Below are 16,959 nucleotides of genomic sequence, written 5' to 3' on the forward strand. Positions count from 1 at the left end.
TTTGGGTCGCGCGGCCCGAACGGGCGGCGGCTTCTGGAGCAAGCGGCATGAACGAGCACAACGTTCGTAATTTCAATATCAACTTCGGCCCGCAGCATCCTGCGGCGCACGGGGTTCTGCGTCTCGTCCTCGAACTCGACGGTGAAATCGTCGAGCGCGTCGACCCGCATATCGGTCTTCTGCATCGCGGCACCGAAAAGCTGATCGAGACGAAGACCTATCTTCAGGCCGTGCCCTATTTCGACCGCCTCGACTATGTGGCGCCGATGAACCAGGAGCATGCCTTCGCGCTCGCCGTCGAGAAGCTGACCGGCACCGAGGTTCCGATCCGAGGCCAGCTTATCCGCGTGCTCTATTCGGAAATCGGCCGTATCCTCTCGCACCTCCTCAACGTGACGACCCAGGCCATGGACGTCGGCGCGCTGACGCCGCCGCTCTGGGGCTTCGAGGAGCGCGAGAAGCTGATGGTGTTCTATGAGCGCGCCTGCGGCGCGCGCATGCACTCGGCCTATATCCGTCCGGGCGGCGTCCACCAGGACCTGCCGCACGAGCTGGTGGAAGATATCGGCAAGTGGATCGACCCGTTCCTGAAGACCGTCGACGATATCGACGAGCTGCTCACCGGCAACCGTATCTTCAAGCAGCGTAACGTCGATATCGGCGTCGTGAAGCTGGAAGACTGCTGGGCTTGGGGCTTCTCCGGCGTGATGGTGCGCGGCTCTGGCGCTGCCTGGGACCTGCGCCGCTCGCAGCCCTACGAGTGCTATTCCGACCTCGACTTCGACATTCCGATCGGCAAGAACGGCGACTGCTACGACCGTTACGTCATCCGCATGATCGAGATGCGCGAATCGGCCAAGATCATGCGCCAGTGCGTCGACCGCCTGCTCGGCGACGCCAAGGTCGGCCCGGTCTCCTCCATCGACGGCAAGATGGTTCCGCCGAAGCGGGGCCAGATGAAGCGTTCGATGGAAGCGCTCATCCACCACTTCAAGCTCTACACCGAAGGCTACCATGTGCCGGCCGGCGAGGTGTATGCGGCCGTGGAAGCGCCGAAGGGCGAATTCGGCGTCTATGTCGTCGCCGACGGCACCAACAAGCCGTATCGCTGCAAGATCCGCGCCCCGGGCTATGCCCACCTGCAGGCCATGGACTTCATCTGTCGCGGCCACCAGCTCGCCGACGTCTCGGCGATCCTGGGCTCCCTCGATATCGTGTTCGGCGAGGTAGACCGCTGATGTCGAACGCAGCCCTTGCCGTGACCGTCGCGATCCCGACCGCCGCCTTAGCCAAGGCCGGTGCATGGGGTCGTGCGTCCGCTGGCTGCGCTCCCGTATTCCTTCAGAACGACACGCCGGCCCATGCCCGCGCCTCCGCCGACAGGGCGGGAGCGCGGCGCCGGCAGATTAACTGAGACAAGGCGTTACAGAATGTCCGTTCGTCGACTAGCCGATGACAATGTCCAGCCCGCCAGCTTCGCCTTCTCCAAGGAGAATGCGACCTGGGCCAAGGCCACGATCAACAAGTATCCGAAGGGTCGCCAGCAGTCGGCGGTCATTCCGCTCTTGATGCGGGCGCAGGAACAGGACGGCTGGGTCACCAAGGCGGCCATCGAATATGTCGCCGACATGCTCGACATGGCCTATATCCGCGTGCTGGAAGTTGCGACGTTCTACACGCAGTTCCAGCTTCTGCCGGTCGGTACGCGCGCCCATGTGCAGGTCTGCGGCACGACGCCCTGCATGCTGCGCGGCGCGGAAGACCTGATCAACGTCTGCAAGAAGCGCATCCATCCCGAGCCCTTCCATCTCAACGAGAGCGGCACGCTTTCCTGGGAAGAGGTCGAGTGTCAGGGCGCCTGCGTCAACGCGCCGATGATCATGATCTTCAAGGACAGCTACGAGGACCTGACGCCGACGCAGCTCGAGCACATCATCGACCGCTTCGATGCCGGCAAGGGTTCCGACGTCACGCCCGGCACGCAGGTCGACCGTATCTATTCGGCTCCGGCCGGCGGCCTCACCAGCCTGAACGAGCCGGAACCGGCCGCGAAGAAGACCACGACGCGTGCCAAGAAGGCCGACGAGGACAGCGTCAGCGTTCCCCCGTCGAATGCCGCCCGCGCCAAGACGGATGCCGAGGAAACCGATCCGAAGCTCAAGACGCCGGCAACCGCCAAGGCGGAAGCTGCCGCCAACACCAAGGCGAAGGGCGAGACGCGCGCCGAAGGTGGCGATGCGAGCGCCAAGCAGCCGATCGCGGCTGCTGTCGGCAAGCCTTCGCTGGAAGATAAGAATCGCCCGGCCGGCATCGAACGCCCGGCAACGCTCGATGACCTCAAGCTCATCTCGGGCGTCGGCCCGAAGATCGAGGGTACGCTGCACGAACTCGGCATCTTCACCTTCGCGCAAGTCGCGGGATGGAAGAAGGCGGAGCGCGAGTGGGTCGATCTCTATCTGAATTTCAAGGGCCGCATCGAGCGCGACGACTGGGTCAAGCAGGCCAAGGCGCTCGCCAAGGGCGGTGAAGCGGAATACATCCGCGTCTTCGGCAAGAAGCCGCGGTAAAGGGGTGAATCATGCTTAAAGACCAGGATCGCATCTTCACCAATATCTACGGCACCAAGGACAAGTCGCTGAAGGGCGCCATGGCCCGCGGCCATTGGGACGGCACCAAGCAGCTTCTCGAAAAGGGCCGCGACTGGATCATCAACGAGGTCAAGGCCTCCGGCCTGCGCGGCCGTGGCGGCGCCGGCTTCCCGACCGGCCTCAAGTGGTCCTTCATGCCGAAGGAGAGCGACGGCCGTCCGCATTACCTCGTCGTCAATGCCGACGAATCCGAACCCGGCACCTGCAAGGACCGCGATATCCTGCGCCACGATCCGCATACGCTGATCGAAGGCTGCGTCATTGCCTCCTTCGCCATGGGCGCCCATGCGGCCTATATCTATGTGCGCGGCGAGTTCATCCGCGAGCGTGAGGCCCTGCAGGCCGCCATCGACGAATGCTACGAGGCCGGCCTTCTCGGCAAGAACAACAAGCTCGGCTACGATATCGACGTCTACGTCCACCACGGCGCGGGCGCTTACATCTGCGGTGAAGAGACCGCGCTGCTCGAAAGCCTCGAAGGCAAGAAGGGCCAGCCGCGCCTGAAGCCGCCGTTCCCGGCCAATATGGGTCTCTACGGCTGCCCGACGACCGTCAACAACGTCGAGTCCATTGCCGTCACCCCGACGATCCTGCGTCGCGGCGCAAGCTGGTTCTCCAGCTTCGGCCGTCCGAACAATGTCGGCACCAAGCTGTTCATGATGTCCGGTCACGTCAACAAGCCGTGCACGGTCGAGGAAAGCATGGGCATCTCCTTCAAGGAGATGGTCGAGAAGCATGGCGGCGGTATTCGCGGCGGCTGGGACAATCTGCTCGCGGTCATCCCGGGCGGTGCATCGTGCCCGGTCGTCAAGGGCGAGGACATGATGAACGTCACGCTCGACTTCGACGGCCTGCGCGACGTGAAGTCCTCCTTCGGCACCGGCGGCATGATCGTCATGGATCGCTCGACGGATATCATCAAGGCGATCTGGCGCATCTCGGCCTTCTTCAAGCACGAGAGCTGCGGCCAGTGCACGCCCTGCCGCGAAGGCACGGGCTGGATGATGCGCGTCATGGAACGCATGGTGCGCGGCAATGCGCAGAAGCGCGAGATCGACATGCTCTTCGACGTGACGAAGCAGATCGAGGGCCACACGATCTGCGCGCTCGGCGACGCGGCGGCCTGGCCGATCCAGGGCCTCATCCGCAACTTCCGCCCCGAGATCGAGGCGCGTATCGACCAGTACACCGCCAATGCCATGGCGCATGGCGCGGTGCTGGAAGCCGCGGAGTAAGGCGATGACCAAGCCGGTTGGACAGGATGCGAATGCGACCAACGTCCCGCCGGCTGAAGCTGCCGGCGACGACCCGTTCGGTCTGTCGCCGTGGCTGAAGGAGATGCCGGACGTGCCGCTGCACCCGCTGATGGCGCATCCGATGGCGGCGATGGCCGCCACGACCGCGATCGGTTTCGGCATTGCGGGCCAGATGGCCGGGGCGATGCTGGGCGTGATGCAGAGCGCGGCGGAGCGGACGAAGGCGATGCTGGACGAGGCGGCGGAACTCGCCGCCAAGGCCGAAGCCGCGAAAGAGACGGCAGCGCCGGTGAAGGCGAAGCCGGAGCTGCGGGTGGTTCCGAAGGCGGAACCGGAGATGAAGGTGGCGCGCGAAAAGAGCGCGACGCCGAAGGCGGCGGAAGCCAGGCCGGTGCGCAGAGCGCCGGCGGCTAAAGCCGCAAAGGCCGATGACCTGAAGGCGATTTCGGGCATCGGGCCGAAGCTGGAGCAGGTGCTGAACGGCATGGGCTTGCGGCGCTACGCCGACATCGCGGCCCTGACGGACGCGGATGCGGCAAGGATCGAAGCCGAACTCGGCCTCGACGGGCGGATTGCCCGCGACGGCTGGGTGGAGCAGGCAAGGACGCTGGCGAAGGGCAGGGGCTAGACCCCACCGGAACCGGCAGATGGAACAAAGGCCGAAGGGAAGGGCGAAGGCCCGGAACGGAAGCTGGAGAATGGCGCTGGCAGGGCGCGGGATCGCCCGCGCCAAAAGCGGGATTGAGATATGGCAAAGCTGATAGTCGACGGAAAAGAAATCGAAGTCCCGGATCACTTCACGCTGCTTCAGGCGTGTGAGGAGGCGGGCGCCGAGGTTCCGCGCTTCTGTTTCCACGAGCGGCTGTCGGTTGCCGGCAACTGCCGCATGTGCCTCGTCGAGGTGAAGGGCGGCCCGCCGAAGCCGGCGGCCTCCTGCGCCATGGGCGTGCGTGACCTGCGCCCCGGCCCGAACGGCGAACCGCCGGAAGTCTTCACGACCACGCCGATGGTCAAGAAGGCGCGCGAAGGCGTCATGGAATTCCTGCTGATCAACCACCCGCTGGATTGCCCGATCTGCGACCAGGGCGGCGAATGCGACCTGCAGGACCAGGCGATGGCCTTCGGCATCGATTCGTCGCGCTACGCCGAAAACAAGCGCGCGGTCGAGGACAAGCATATCGGTCCGCTCGTCAAGACGGTCATGACGCGCTGCATCCACTGCACGCGCTGCGTCCGCTTCACGACGGAAGTGGCCGGCATCAGTGAGCTTGGCCTCATCGGCCGCGGCGAAGACGCCGAGATCACCACCTATCTCGAACAGGCGATGACCTCCGAGCTGCAGGGCAACGTGGTCGACCTCTGCCCGGTCGGTGCGCTGACCTCCAAGCCCTTCGCCTTCACGGCCCGTCCGTGGGAGTTGAACAAGACGGAATCCGTCGACGTCATGGACGCCGTCGGCTCGGCCATCCGCGTCGATACGCGCGGCCGTGAAGTCATGCGCATCCTGCCGCGCGTCAACGAACAGATCAACGAAGAGTGGATCTCCGACAAGACCCGCTACATCTGGGATGGCCTGAAGACCCAGCGCCTCGACCGCCCCTATGTCCGCAAGGACGGCCGCCTCCAGCCGGCAAGCTGGGCCGAGGCCTTCGGCGCCATCAAGGCCGCCGTCGCCGGCAAGGCGGGCGACCGCATCGGCGCTATCGCCGGTGATCTCGCCTCCGTCGAGGAAATCTACGCGCTGCGCGAACTGATGACCGCGCTCGGCTCGAAGAACGTCGACTGCCGTCAGGACGGCTCGGCGCTCGATCCGTCGCTCGGCCGCGCCAGCTACATCTTCAACCCGACCATCGAAGGCATCGAGCAGGCCGACGCGCTGCTCATCGTCGGCTCTAACCCGCGCCTGGAAGCGGCCGTGCTCAACGCCCGCATCCGCAAGCGCTGGCGCATGGACAACTTCCCGATCGGCGTGATCGGCGAAGAGGGCGAACTGCGCTACGGCTACGAATATCTCGGCGCCGGCACGGACACGCTTTCCGGCCTCATCGACGGTTCGGTCAAGTTCGCCGCCAAGCTGAAGAAGGCCGAGCGCCCGATGATCATCGTCGGCCAGGGCGCGCTGTCGCGCGCCGATGGCCTTGCCGTTCTCTCGGCCGTCTCCGCGCTGGCGGAAAAGGTCGGCGCGGTGAAGGCGGACTGGAACGGCCTTGCCGTGCTCCATACCGCGGCCTCGCGCGTCGGCGGCCTCGATCTCGGCTTCGTGCCGGGTGAGGGGGGCAAGACCGCTGCCGACATGCTGACGGGCACCGACGTGCTCTTCCTGCTCGGCGCGGACGAGATGGACTTCTCGAAGAAGACCGCCTTCACGGTCTATATCGGCTCGCACGGCGACAATGCGGCGCATGTCGCCGACGTCATCCTGCCGGGCGCGACCTATACCGAGAAGTCGGGCATCTGGGTCAACACCGAAGGCCGCGTCCAGATGGGCAACCGCGCCGGCTTCGCGCCGGGCGACGCCCGCGAGGACTGGGCGATCCTGCGTGCGCTTTCCGACGTGCTCGGCAAGAAGCTGCCGTTCGATTCGCTGGTGCAACTGCGCGCGCATCTCTATGCCGCGCACCCGCATTTCGCGGCGATCGACGAGATTGCAGCCGGCGATATCGCCGATCTTTCCGCCCTTGCGAAAAAAGGCGGGACGATGGCGAATTCCGGGTTTGCGTCTCCGGTCAAAGACTTCTATTTGACGAACCCGATAGCGCGCGCCTCCGCGGTCATGGCCGAATGCTCGGCGCTTGCCCGCAACAATTTCAAAGCCGCGGCGGAATGAGCGCGAAGGAATAAGACGTTATGGACGCTTTCGTTTCGACCTATGTCTGGCCCGGCGTGATCATGGTGGCGCAGTCGCTGCTGCTGCTGGTCGCGCTTCTGGTCTTCATCGCCTACATCCTTCTTGCCGACCGCAAGATCTGGGCGGCCGTGCAGCTTCGCCGCGGCCCGAACGTCGTCGGCCCCTGGGGTCTGTTCCAGTCCTTCGCCGACCTTCTGAAGTTCGTCTTCAAGGAGCCGGTGATTCCGGCGACGGCCAACAAGGTGATCTTCCTGCTCGCCCCGCTGGTCTCCGTGACGCTGGCGCTCGCCACCTGGGCGGTCGTGCCGCTCAACAATGGCTGGGTGATCGCCAATATCAATGTCGGCATCCTCTACATCTTCGCGATTTCCTCGCTCGAAGTGTACGGCATCATCATGGGCGGCTGGGCTTCGAACTCAAAGTACCCGTTCCTCGGCGCGCTGCGTTCGGCCGCACAGATGGTCTCCTATGAAGTGTCCATCGGCTTCGTCATCGTCACCGTGCTGCTCTGCGTCGGCTCGCTGAACCTGACGGATATCGTCATGTCGCAGAGCGATGGCCTCGGCACGCGCCTCGGCCTGCCGTCGTCCTTCCTCGACTGGCACTGGCTGTCGCTGTTCCCGATGTTCATCATCTTCTTCATCTCGTCGCTTGCCGAGACGAACCGTCCGCCCTTCGACCTTCCGGAAGCCGAATCCGAACTCGTCGCCGGCTTCATGGTGGAATACGGCTCGACCCCGTACATGATGTTCATGCTCGGCGAATATGCCGCTATCTGCCTGATGTGCGCGCTGATGACGATCCTGTTCCTCGGCGGCTGGCTGCCTCCGGTCGACGTCTGGTTCCTCAACTGGGTCCCGGGCATCGTCTGGTTCATCCTCAAGGCATCCTTCGTCTTCTTCATGTTCGCGATGGTGAAGGCCTTCGTGCCGCGCTATCGCTACGACCAGCTCATGCGTCTCGGCTGGAAGGTCTTCCTTCCGATCTCGCTGGCCATGGTCGTCATCGTCGCATTCGTGCTGAAGCTCACGGGCTGGTCCGCATGACCGCCCGGAACCTCAGCAGCATTGGAGCTTAAGCATGGCTAGTCTTTCGCAAGCCGTAAATTCGCTGTTCCTCAAGGAATTCGTCGGCGCGTTCTTCCTGTCGATGCGCTACTTCTTCCGCCCGAAGGCGACGGTGAACTATCCCTTCGAAAAGGGCCCGGTCTCCCCGCGCTTCCGCGGCGAGCACGCGCTGCGCCGCTACCCGAACGGCGAGGAACGCTGCATCGCCTGCAAGCTGTGCGAGGCCATCTGTCCGGCCCAGGCCATCACCATCGAGGCCGGCCCGCGCCGCAACGACGGCACGCGCCGCACGGTGCGCTACGACATCGACATGGTGAAGTGCATCTATTGCGGCTTCTGCCAGGAAGCCTGCCCGGTCGACGCCATCGTCGAAGGTCCGAATTTCGAATTCTCGACCGAGACGCGCGAAGAGCTCTACTACGACAAGCAGAAGCTCCTCGAGAACGGCGATCGCTGGGAGCGGGAAATCGCCCGCAACATCGCTATGGATTCGCCTTACCGCTGATCGGCGGAAGGGCAAAATGAAAGCAAGTGCCTGACGAAAGGTCGTCAGGCTTCGACGGGGGAGGGGGACCTCTTCCGGGGAAGACGAAAAGGCACCAAAATGGGTCTGCAGGCTCTATTCTTCTATCTGTTCGCCTTCGTGGCGGTGGCGTCCGCCTTCATGGTGATCGCGTCCAGGAACCCGGTCTATTCCGTGCTGTTCCTGATCCTCACCTTCTTCAATTCGGCGGGCCTGTTCCTCCTGACGGGCGCCGAGTTCCTGGCGATGATCCTGCTGGTCGTCTATGTCGGCGCCGTCGCGGTTCTCTTCCTCTTCGTCGTCATGATGCTGGACATCGACTTTGCCGAGCTGCGCGCGGGCGCGCTGGAATATGCCCCGGTCGGCGCGCTGATCGGCATCATCCTCGCCATCGAGCTGGTGGTCGTGGTCGGCGGCTCGACGCTCTCGCCGGAGATCGCCGCCAACGCCTCGATGCCGATCCCGCCGGTGGCTGAGCGCCAGAACACCGCCGCCCTCGGCGACGTGCTCTATACGCATTACGTCTACTACTTCCAGATCGCCGGCCTCGTGCTGCTCGTCGCCATGATCGGCGCGATCGTGCTGACGCTGCGTCACAAGCCACATATCAAGCGCCAGAACATCTCGCAGCAGGTCGCCCGCACGCCGGAAACCGCCGTCGAGGTGGTCAAGGTGAAGCCCGGGCAGGGCATCTGAGGCCGCGCGGACAAGGAAAAGCACAATGGAAATCGGTATTTCCCACTATCTCACCGTCAGCGCCATCCTGTTCGTCCTCGGCGTGTTCGGCATCTTCCTGAACCGGAAGAACGTCATCGTCATCCTGATGTCGATCGAACTCATCCTGCTGTCGGTCAACATCAACATGGTCGCGTTCTCGCACTTCCTGAACGATATCGTCGGCCAGGTCTTCGCGCTGTTCATTCTGACCGTCGCGGCTGCGGAAGCGGCCATCGGTCTTGCAATTCTCGTCGTCTTCTACCGTAACCGCGGTTCGATCGCCGTCGAAGACGTCAATATGATGAAGGGCTGATCGGGTCATGGATACCATCATCAAGGCAATCGTCTTCCTTCCGCTGATCGGCTTCCTGATCGCCGGCCTCGGTGGCAACGCCATCGGCGCCAAGGCGTCGGAATACGTCACTTCCGGCTTCATGATCATCGCCGCCGCGCTGTCCTGGCTCGTCTTCTTCGACGTCGCCATGGGCGAGACGGAGGTGATCAAGGTCTCCGTGCTGCGCTGGATCCAGTCCGGCAGCTTCGATGTCGAATGGGCGTTCCGCGTCGATACGCTGACGGCCGTCATGCTCGTCGTCGTGAATTCGGTCTCGACGCTCGTGCATGTCTATTCTATCGGCTACATGCACCACGACCCGCATCGGCCGCGCTTCTTCGCCTATCTCTCGCTCTTCACCTTCGCCATGCTCATGCTGGTGACGTCCGACAACCTTCTCCAAATGTTCTTCGGCTGGGAAGGCGTGGGCCTGGCCTCGTACCTGCTGATCGGCTTCTGGTACAAGAAGCCCTCGGCCAGCGCCGCCGCCATGAAGGCCTTCATCGTCAACCGTGTCGGCGACTTCGGCTTCGCGCTCGGCATCTTCTGCGTCTTCGTGCTGTTCGGCTCGATCAATTTCGAGACCATCTTCGCCACGGCCGCGACCTACCTGCCGGCCGAAGGCGCTGCGGATGCCGCAGAGCCGGTCATCAACCTCTTCGGCATGAGCCTCGATAAGTCGCAGGCGCTGACGGCCACCTGCCTGCTGCTCTTCATGGGCGCGATGGGCAAGTCGGCGCAGTTCCTGCTGCACACCTGGCTGCCGGACGCCATGGAAGGCCCGACCCCGGTCTCGGCCCTCATCCATGCCGCCACCATGGTCACCGCCGGCGTCTTCCTCGTCGCCCGCATGTCGCCGATCTTCGAACTGTCGCACAATGCCCTGATGGTCGTGACGCTCGTCGGCGCCATCACCGCCTTCTTCGCGGCGACGGTCGGCCTCGTGCAGAACGATATCAAGCGCGTCATCGCCTATTCGACCTGCTCGCAGCTCGGCTACATGTTCGTGGCGCTCGGCATCGGCGCTTACGGCGCGGCGATCTTCCACCTCTTCACGCACGCCTTCTTCAAGGCCCTCCTGTTCCTTGGCGCCGGCTCGGTCATCCACGCCGTCGATGGCGAGCAGGACATGCGCTACATGGGTGGCCTTCGCAAGCACATCCCGGTCACGTTCTGGATGATGACCATCGGCACGCTGGCGCTCACCGGCGTCGGCATCCCGGGCACCGTCATCGGCTTCGCCGGCTTCTTCTCGAAGGACGCGATCATCGAATCGACCTTCGCCTCGCATAGCCCGGTCGCCGGCTTCGCCTTCGTGATGCTGGTCGTCGCCGCGCTCTTCACGAGCTTCTATTCCTGGCGTCTGGCCTTCATGACCTTCTTCGGCAAGCCGCGCGCTTCCGCAGACGTCATGCACCACGTCCATGAATCCCCGGCCGTGATGCTGATCCCGCTCTACCTGCTCGCCGCAGGCGCGGTCGCAGCCGGCGTGATCTTCGTGGAATATTTCTACGGTCATCACTACGAGGAATTCTGGCAGGGCGCGCTCTTCACGGGTGCCGAAAACCACCTTGTGCATGAGTTCCACAACGTCCCGCTCTGGGTGAAGTGGAGCCCGTTCGCCGCCATGGCCATCGGCTTCGTCACCGCCTGGTACATGTATATCCGTTCGCCCGAAACGCCGAAGGCCCTCGCAGAGCAGCACCGCGGTCTCTACCAGTTCCTGCTCAACAAGTGGTACTTCGACGAACTCTACGATTTCCTCTTCGTTCGTTCGGCGAAGGCGCTCGGCAAGTTCCTCTGGAAAAAGGGTGACGGCGCCGTCATCGACGGTCTCGGCCCGAACGGCATCGCCGCCCGCGTCGTCGACGTCACCAACCGCGTTGTCCGCCTGCAGACCGGCTACCTCTATCACTACGCATTCGCGATGCTGCTCGGTATTGCAGCACTCGTCACCTGGATGATGCTCGGGAGTTCCCTCTGATGACCGATTGGCCCATTCTTTCAGCGGTCACCTTCCTCCCGCTCGTCGGCGTGGCGCTCCTGCTGCTGACCCGCGAGGACAGCCCGTACGGCCGCCGCAACATCCTGAACGTGGCGCTGCTGACGACGGTCTTCACCTTCGTGCTCTCGCTCTTCATCTGGGTCGGCTTCGACTATTCGAACCCCGGCTTCCAGATGGTCGAGAAGCATGAATGGCTCGGCACCGGCATTTCCTACCACCTCGGCGTCGACGGCATCTCCATGCTGTTCGTCATCCTCTCGACCTTCCTGATGCCGTTCTGCGTGCTGGCAAGCTGGAACACCATCGAGAAGCGCCTGAAGGAATACATGATCGCCTTCCTGCTTCTGGAAGTGTTCATGGTCGGCGTGTTCGTCTCGCTCGATATCGTCCTCTTCTACGTCTTCTTCGAAGCGGGCCTCATTCCGATGTTCATCATCATCGGCGTGTGGGGCGGTAAGGATCGCGTCTACGCATCCTACAAGTTCTTCCTCTATACGCTGCTCGGCTCGGTGCTGATGCTGCTCGCCATCATGGCGATGTACTGGCAGGCCGGCACGACGGACATCACGGAACTGCTCGCCTACAATTTCCCGGCCCATATGCAGACCTGGCTGTGGCTCGCCTTCTTCGCCTCCTTCGCGGTGAAGATGCCGATGTGGCCGGTTCATACCTGGCTTCCCGACGCGCACGTTCAGGCGCCGACGGCAGGTTCGGTCATCCTGGCCGGCGTCCTTCTGAAGCTCGGCGGCTACGGCTTCATCCGTTTCTCGCTGGCTATGTTCCCGCTCGCCTCCGACTATTTCGCGCCCTTTGTCTTCGCGCTGTCGGTCATCGCCATCATCTACACCTCGCTGGTCGCGATGATGCAGGACGACATCAAGAAGCTGATCGCCTATTCGTCGGTCGCGCATATGGGCTATGTCACCATGGGTATCTTCGCGGCGAACGCGCAGGGTCTCCAGGGCGCCATCTTCCAGATGCTCTCGCACGGCATCGTCTCCGGCGCGCTCTTCCTTTGCGTCGGCGTCGTCTACGACCGGCTGCATACCCGCGAGATCGCGGCCTATGGCGGCCTCGTCAACAACATGCCGAAATACGCCGTCGCCTTCATGATCTTCACCATGGCGAATGTCGGCCTGCCCGGCACCTCCGGCTTCGTCGGCGAAATCATGACCCTGCTCGGCGCCTTCCGCGCCAACACCTGGGTCGCGCTCTTCGCCACCACCGGCGTCATCCTCTCGGCCTCCTACGCGCTGTGGCTCTACCGCCGCGTGATCTTCGGCGCGCTCGAGAAGGAAAGCCTGAAATCGCTGCTCGACCTGTCGGGCCGTGAAAAGGCGCTGCTCTACCCGCTGGTGATCCTGACGATCTTCTTCGGTGTCTATCCGGCGCCGGTCTTCGATGTGACGGCGGCTTCGGTCGACGCGCTTCTCAATCAATACTCCGCGGCTCTGCAAGCGGCGCAATCCGTTGCGCTCTCGGCGAACTGAGGACGGGACCAAACATGACTGCTGATACTCTCCTTGCCAGCCTTCAGCTCTCGACGCCCGAGATCATCCTCGCCGTCGGCGCCCTGGTCCTGCTGATGATCGGTGTATTCTCGGGCGAGCGCTCGGGCACCACCGTCACCGGCCTTGCCGTCGCCCTGTTCATCATCGCCGGTCTCTGGCTCGTGCTCGCCACGGGCGAGGGCCAGGCTTATGGCGGCGCCTTCGTCTCCGACGCCTTCGCCAAGTTCATGAAGGTGCTGGCGCTGATCGGCTCCATCACCGCCATGGTGATGACCGTCGGCCACGCCCGCTCGGAACAGCTCGACCGCTTCGAGTTCCCGGTGCTGGTCGTGCTGTCGACGCTCGGCATGCTGCTGATGATCTCGGCCAACAGCCTGCTGTCGCTCTACCTTGCGCTGGAACTCCAGTCGCTCGCCCTCTACGTGGTCGCCGCGATCAACCGCGAGAGCCTGCGCTCCACGGAAGCGGGCCTGAAGTACTTCGTGCTCGGCGCGCTCTCCTCGGGCATGCTGCTTTACGGCATGTCGCTGGTCTATGGCTTCACCGGCCATATCGGCTTCCAGGAAATCGCCGCGGCGCTCACGGCCGAAGGCCGCTCGCTCGGCCTCGTCTTCGGCCTGGTGTTCATCCTCGCCGGCCTTGCCTTCAAGATCTCGGCCGTGCCGTTCCACATGTGGACGCCGGATGTCTATGAAGGTGCGCCGACCCCGGTCACGGCCTTCTTCGCCGCCGCTCCCAAGGTCGCCGCCATGGCCATGCTGGTGCGCATCGTCATCGACGCCTTCCAGCCGGTCGTCGCCGACTGGCAGCAGGTCATCGTCTTCATCTCCATCGCCTCCATGCTGCTCGGCTCCTTCGCGGCCATCGGCCAGAAGAACATCAAGCGCCTGATGGCCTATTCGTCCATCGGCCACATGGGCTATGCGCTGGTCGGCCTTGCCTCCGGCTCCATGGCCGGCGTGCGCGGCGTTGCGCTCTACATGCTCATCTACATGGTCATGACGCTCGGCACCTTCGCCATCATCCTCGCCATGCGCCGCAAGGAAGGCGGCAATGTCGAGGAAATCAGCGATCTGGCGGGCCTGTCCTCGACCAATCCGTTCATGGCGACCGTCATGACGATCCTGATGTTCTCGCTGGCCGGCATCCCGCCGATGGCAGGCTTCTTCGCCAAGTACTTCGTGTTCATGGCGGCCATCGAAGCCCAGCTCTATGCGCTCGCCATCATCGGCGTGCTCTCCTCGGTCGTCGGCGCCTACTACTACCTGCGCGTCATCAAGGTCATGTGGTTCGATGAGCCGACCGCCGAATTCGCCCGTACCTCGGGCGAGCTGAAGCTGGTCTTCGGCCTCTCCGGCCTCTTCGTCCTCGGCTATGTGCTGATCGGCGGCCCGATCGGCAATGCGGCCGAGGCTGCGGCGCGGACCTTCTTTTGAGCGGGTCTGAAAACCCGCGCCGGATGTCGCTCGACGACTTCCGGCACGAGGCGCTCGCGGATGTGGGCTCGACCAATACAGAATGCCTGGAGCGCGCCCGAAAGGGCGCGCTTTCCGGTCTCTGGATCACCGCCGACCGCCAGACCGGCGGACGCGGCCGGCGCGGGCGGGTGTGGTTCTCCGAGCCCGGCAACCTCTATTCCTCGCTGCTCCTGATCGACGCCGCGCCAATGGACCGGCTCGGCTCCCTGCCGCTGGCGGTCGCCGTCGCCGTGCAGGATGCCGTCAGCCGCGTCATGCCGCTGGGTGCGCCAGAAGTGCTGGTCAAATGGCCGAACGACATCCTCATCGAGCGCCGCAAGGTCTGCGGCATCCTGATCGAGGGGGAGGCCCTGCCGGATGGCCGGCACGCGCTGGTGATCGGCATCGGCGTCAATGTCTCGGTCGCCCCGGATGCCGGCCTCTACCCCGTCGCGACCTTGCGGGATTTCGGTGTCGCCGCATCGCCGGACGAACTCTTCGCCCATCTCTTCCGGTCGATGGCGCAAACGCTTTCGCTGTGGAATCGCGGCCGCGGCATCGCCTTCATTATGGAGCGCTGGAAAGAGGTGGCGGGCGGCATCGGGGAAAACATCACGGTCAATCTGCCCGACCGTTCTATTTCCGGGCGCTTTGCCGGAATTGATGATACAGGTCTCCTGAAACTGGAGACGGATGACGGCGGCACGCGACTGATCGCGGCCGGCGACGTGTTTTTTGGATAGGAATTTTTGAACGCGATGGCAAAAGAAGACGAACTGGTGTTCCTGCCGCTTGGCGGCGTCGGCGAAATCGGCATGAACCTGGCGCTCTACGGCTACGGCCCGAAGACGAACCGCCAGTGGATCATGGTCGATTGCGGCGTCACCTTCCCGGGACCGGACCTGCCGGGCGTCGATCTGGTGCTGCCCGATATCCGCTTCCTCGCCAAGGAGCGCGAGAAGCTGAAGGGCATCATCATCACCCATGCGCACGAGGACCACTACGGCGCGCTGAACGATCTGTGGCCCGGTCTCAACGTGCCGGTTTATGCCTCGCCGTTTACGGCCGGCATGCTGGAAGCCAAGCGCGACTACGAGCGCAGCCGCGTCGAAATCCCCGTGACGATCTTCAAGCAGGGCGACCGCATCAATGTCGGCCCCTTCGAGATCGAAGCCATCGGCGTCAACCACTCCATTCCCGAGCCGATGTCGCTGGCGATCAAGACGCCGCTCGGCACCGTCATCCATACGGGCGACTGGAAGATCGACCTCGATCCCTCGCTCGGCCCGCTGACCGACGAGGCGCGCTTCCGCAAGCTCGGCGACGAGGGCGTTCTGGCGCTGATCTGCGACAGCACCAATGCGGTGCGCGACGGCATCTCGCCCTCCGAACACGAGGTCTCCGAGAGCCTCACCAAGATCATCGAGGCTGCCGAGGGCAGGGTGGGCATCACCACCTTCTCCTCGAATGTCGGCCGCATCCGCTCCATCGCGCAGGCAGCCGAAGCCGCCGGCCGCGAGGTTCTGCTGCTCGGCAGCTCCATGAAGCGCGTGACGGACGTGGCGCGCGACATCGGCCTCATGGAAGGCCTGAAGCCCTTCATCGCCGAGGACGAGTTCGGCTATATCCCGCGCGACAAGGTCGTCGTCATTCTCACCGGCAGCCAGGGCGAGCCGCGCGCCGCGCTGGCGAAAATCGCCCGCGACGAGATGCGCAACGTCGCCTTCACGGATGGCGATACGATCATCTTCTCCTCGCGCGCCATTCCCGGTAACGAGAAGGCGATCAACGATATCAAGAACGGCCTGATCGAGCAGGGCATCAACATCATCACCGACGCCGAGGCGCTGGTGCATGTTTCCGGCCACCCGCGCCGGCATGAACTGCAACAGATGTACGGCTGGGTGCGCCCGAAGATGGTCGTACCCGTGCATGGCGAAGCGGCGCACCTGACGGCCCATGCCGAGCTTGCCGAACAGTCCGGCATCGGCGAAGTGCCGCGCGTGCGCAACGGCGATGTGCTGAAGCTCGCGCCGGGTGCGCCCGAGGTGGTGGACCACGCGCCCTTCGGCCGTATCTTCAAGGACGGCAATCTCATCGGCGACTATGAGGAAATGGGCATCGGCGACCGCCGTAAGCTCGCTTTCGTCGGCCATGTCGCCGTCAGCATCCTGCTCGACAGCCGCTACGATTTCCAGGGCGACCCGGAGGTCGAGCCTTTCGGCCTGCCGCAGTTCGACGACGAGGGCGAGGACATGGGCGATACGCTCTATGACGCCGTGCTCGGCGCCGTCGAAAGCATTCCGCGCGCCCGCCGCAAGGATCTGGAGATGGTGCGCGAGGCCGTGCGCCGTGCGGTGCGCTCCACGGCCAATGAAATCTGGGGCAAGAAGCCGGTCGTCACGGTGTTTCTGACCAAGGTGTGAGGCGGGGCGGTCCGCCCCTTCATCCGCCTGCCGGCTACCTTCTCTCCGCATGCGGGGAGAAGACGCATATGGCGGCGTCGCCTTCCATCGATCCCCGGCTTGCAGGAGACCGGCCCGGTCCGCAGTCGCGAGGTGAGGGGCGCGAGCCCGGGGCCGAGGGTGCGACG

General features: G+C 64.0%; 14 protein-coding genes. All 14 read left to right on the plus strand.

Features of this window, described 5'->3' with window-relative positions; all coding sequences use genetic code 11:
* Positions 1-47 precede the first annotated feature (47 nt).
* The 14 genes from K8M09_RS06235 to K8M09_RS06300 all read left to right on the plus strand — a co-directional run bounded on the left by K8M09_RS06235 (position 48) and on the right by K8M09_RS06300 (position 16,792).
* Complete coding sequence (locus K8M09_RS06235) at positions 48-1,238, plus strand: NADH-quinone oxidoreductase subunit D (RefSeq protein ID WP_160784761.1); 1,191 nt, start codon at positions 48-50, stop codon at positions 1,236-1,238.
* Between the two features lie 192 nt (positions 1,239-1,430).
* Complete coding sequence (locus K8M09_RS06240) at positions 1,431-2,567, plus strand: NADH-quinone oxidoreductase subunit E (RefSeq protein WP_160784760.1); 1,137 nt, start codon at positions 1,431-1,433, stop codon at positions 2,565-2,567.
* Between the two features lie 11 nt (positions 2,568-2,578).
* Positions 2,579-3,883, plus strand: a complete 1,305-nt coding sequence (nuoF, locus tag K8M09_RS06245; RefSeq protein ID WP_160784759.1) for an NADH-quinone oxidoreductase subunit NuoF — start codon at positions 2,579-2,581, stop codon at positions 3,881-3,883.
* A gap of 4 nt (positions 3,884-3,887) precedes the next feature.
* Positions 3,888-4,532 (plus strand): NADH:ubiquinone oxidoreductase, encoded by a 645-nt coding sequence (locus K8M09_RS06250; protein WP_206366642.1) that lies wholly within the window; start codon positions 3,888-3,890, stop codon positions 4,530-4,532.
* Positions 4,533-4,652: 120 nt separating this feature from the next.
* Complete coding sequence (gene nuoG / locus K8M09_RS06255) at positions 4,653-6,731, plus strand: NADH-quinone oxidoreductase subunit NuoG (RefSeq protein ID WP_160784758.1); 2,079 nt, start codon at positions 4,653-4,655, stop codon at positions 6,729-6,731.
* 20 nt (positions 6,732-6,751) lie between these two features.
* Entirely contained in the window at positions 6,752-7,798 is a 1,047-nt protein-coding gene (nuoH, locus tag K8M09_RS06260; RefSeq protein WP_160784757.1) for an NADH-quinone oxidoreductase subunit NuoH, read from the plus strand.
* A gap of 34 nt (positions 7,799-7,832) precedes the next feature.
* Positions 7,833-8,324 carry an NADH-quinone oxidoreductase subunit NuoI gene (gene nuoI / locus K8M09_RS06265; RefSeq protein ID WP_023513863.1) on the plus strand — a complete coding sequence of 164 codons (492 nt, stop codon included), beginning with the start codon at positions 7,833-7,835 and terminating at the stop codon, positions 8,322-8,324.
* A 99-nt stretch (positions 8,325-8,423) separates the two neighbouring features.
* Positions 8,424-9,038 carry an NADH-quinone oxidoreductase subunit J gene (locus tag K8M09_RS06270; RefSeq protein WP_160784756.1) on the plus strand — a complete coding sequence of 205 codons (615 nt, stop codon included), beginning with the start codon at positions 8,424-8,426 and terminating at the stop codon, positions 9,036-9,038.
* Positions 9,039-9,063: 25 nt separating this feature from the next.
* Positions 9,064-9,372, plus strand: coding sequence for an NADH-quinone oxidoreductase subunit NuoK (gene nuoK / locus K8M09_RS06275; protein ID WP_160784755.1), 309 nt, complete (start codon positions 9,064-9,066; stop codon positions 9,370-9,372).
* 7 nt (positions 9,373-9,379) lie between these two features.
* Positions 9,380-11,377: an NADH-quinone oxidoreductase subunit L gene (gene nuoL, locus K8M09_RS06280; RefSeq protein WP_160784754.1), complete on the plus strand. Its 1,998-nt coding sequence runs from the start codon at positions 9,380-9,382 to the stop codon at positions 11,375-11,377.
* Positions 11,377-12,888, plus strand: coding sequence for an NADH-quinone oxidoreductase subunit M (locus K8M09_RS06285; protein WP_160784753.1), 1,512 nt, complete (start codon positions 11,377-11,379; stop codon positions 12,886-12,888). The genes nuoL and K8M09_RS06285 overlap by 1 nt, the downstream gene beginning before the upstream one ends.
* A 14-nt stretch (positions 12,889-12,902) precedes the next feature.
* Entirely contained in the window at positions 12,903-14,345 is a 1,443-nt protein-coding gene (gene nuoN, locus K8M09_RS06290; protein WP_160784752.1) for an NADH-quinone oxidoreductase subunit NuoN, read from the plus strand.
* 23 nt (positions 14,346-14,368) lie between these two features.
* Positions 14,369-15,109 (plus strand): biotin--[acetyl-CoA-carboxylase] ligase, encoded by a 741-nt coding sequence (locus K8M09_RS06295; RefSeq protein ID WP_160785008.1) that lies wholly within the window; start codon positions 14,369-14,371, stop codon positions 15,107-15,109.
* 15 nt (positions 15,110-15,124) lie between these two features.
* A complete protein-coding gene (locus tag K8M09_RS06300) occupies positions 15,125-16,792 on the plus strand; it encodes a ribonuclease J (RefSeq protein ID WP_160784751.1) in 1,668 nt (555 codons plus the stop codon).
* Positions 16,793-16,959 lie beyond the last annotated feature (167 nt).

The sequence above is a fragment of the Shinella zoogloeoides genome, from assembly GCF_020883495.1.
Lineage (GTDB): Bacteria > Pseudomonadota > Alphaproteobacteria > Rhizobiales > Rhizobiaceae > Shinella > Shinella zoogloeoides.